The sequence below is a fragment of the Haloferax sp. s1 genome (assembly GCF_058382125.1).
Window position 1 is genome coordinate 1 of sequence record NZ_JBZRPK010000217.1, and the last position, 2,030, is coordinate 2,030.

The 2,030-nt window shown below is 65.0% G+C and carries 2 protein-coding genes; one reads left to right on the forward strand and one right to left on the reverse strand.

Annotated elements, in window-relative coordinates; genetic code table 11:
* On the forward strand, positions 1–1,058 hold a 1,058-nt coding region (gatA, locus tag QT222_RS01855; protein ID WP_491476123.1), incomplete at its 5' end, for an Asp-tRNA(Asn)/Glu-tRNA(Gln) amidotransferase subunit GatA.
* A gap of 27 nt (positions 1,059–1,085) precedes the next feature.
* Here the strand turns inward: gatA and QT222_RS01860 are convergent.
* Entirely contained in the window at positions 1,086–1,970 is an 885-nt protein-coding gene (locus QT222_RS01860) for a hypothetical protein (RefSeq protein ID WP_491476124.1), read from the reverse strand.
* Positions 1,971–2,030 lie beyond the last annotated feature (60 nt).

Below are 2,030 nucleotides of genomic sequence, written 5' to 3' on the forward strand. Positions count from 1 at the left end.
ACATGGACGAGTTCGGGATGGGGACGACGACCGAAACCTCGGCGTTCGGCCCGACGAAAAACCCCGTCGACGAAGCGCGCGTCCCCGGTGGGTCGTCCGGTGGCTCCGCGGCCGCCGTCGCCGCCGGTGAGGCCGACCTCGCACTCGGGACCGACACGGGTGGCTCCATCCGCTGTCCCGCCGCGTTCTGTGGCGTCGTCGGCATCAAGCCGACCTACGGTCTCGTCTCGCGCTACGGTCTCGTCGCCTACGCGAACTCTCTCGAACAGATTGGCCCGATTGCACCGACTGTCGAGGACGCCGCCGCACTGCTCGACGTTATCGCCGGTCCCGACGACCGAGACGGCACGACTCACGACGACGGCGCGGACTCCGACTACGCTTCTGCCGCCGACGGCGACGTCGAAGGGCTGACTATCGGCGTCCCGACCGAACTGGTCGAAGGTGCCGACGAGGGCGTCGAGGAAGCCTTCTGGGCCGCACTCGACGAACTCGAAGCACAGGGAGCCGAGTACTACGAGGTCAGCATGCCCTCCGTCGAGAAGGCCGTCGCCGCCTACTACGTCATCGCCATGTCCGAAGCGTCTTCGAACCTCGCACGCTTCGACGGCGTCCGCTACGGCAAATCCGGCGGCTACGAGGGCAACTGGAACGAGGCGTTCGCCCGCGCCCGCGAGGAAGGCTTCGGCTCCGAGGTCAAACGGCGCGTCCTCCTCGGCACCTACGCCCTCTCCGCTGGCTACCACGACAAGTACTACGCGAAGGCGCAGGACGCCCGCGCGTGGGTTAAACAGGACTTCGACGCCGCCTTCGAGGACGTCGACGTGCTCGCATCGCCGACGATGCCCGTGCCGCCGTTCAAACTCGGCGAGAGCCTCGACGACCCGCTGCAGATGTATCTCGCCGACGCCAACACCGTTCCGGTGAACCTTGCAAACCTCCCCGCGATTTCCGTCCCGGCGGGCGAGACCGAGGGCCTGCCGGTCGGTCTCCAACTCATCGGTCCGAAGTTCGGCGAAGAGACTATCGTCCGCGCCGCCTCGGCGGTCGAAAACTGAGCGACCTCGGCTATTTTTCGCGGGGGTTTACGACGGTGGTTCGACCGATAGCTCGACCGACTTCGAACCGTCGCGCCATCTGAAGTAGTACTGCATCCCGCCCGCGTGCTCCGGGTCGTCGAGGGTGGGCGTGTACGTGTGGGTCCACGTCTCCGACTCTCCGGGCGCGAGGTCGATTGAAATTGCTTTGACCGGCGTGTGTGCGACGTACGGCCCCGACCGGTTGAGCGCACCCACGAACGTCCCCTCGACCGACCCGGTGTTTTCGATGGTTACGGAGAGAGTCAACTCCGTGCCGCTTTCGACGCTTTCTGGCACATCGAGTTCGCCGACTCGGAAGTCGGTCGGCGGGCGTGTAAGGGCCGAGACAACGTCGTTTTCGAACTCGTATTCGCCGCCGGGCCACCGGAGGCTCACTGAGTCGGTCTCCAGCGGGTTCGAAAGCGAGTAGAGCAGGTAGCCAGTACCTGCGCCTTCGTATGGATTAGTGCGGTCGAACGGATTCCCGTGCGAAGCTATATCTCGGATATCCTTCGGAGCGGTAGTCTCGTCGTCGGTCGAGAGCGTGAACTCGCCGGACGCGGGGCTGGGATGCCCGGACGGCGCGACGTTCAGAATGAGAAACTGCTCGTCGCGGTCGCCGAACACGGCGACGGAGTCCGGCGTGTTGGGCGCGACTATCCCGGGAACGACAGTGACGTTCGAGACGCTCACGTCGACTGGTTCGCTCGTCGTCGTGCTCGTCGGAGACGAGTCGGACGTATCGGACGTATCGGACGTGTTGGACGAGGTGGTCGGGTCTTTCCCGTTCGCCTGCTTCCGTTGGTCGAGACACCCGGCGAGGAGTGCGAGCGTCCCGCCACCGAGACGGAGCACGTCGCGGCGGGAGGTAGTTGCTTTGGAGGGCCCCATAGTTCAGACAGTTATCACGTCTGTAATAAGCCTTCAGGTGGGCAGTGGGGAGCCGAATAG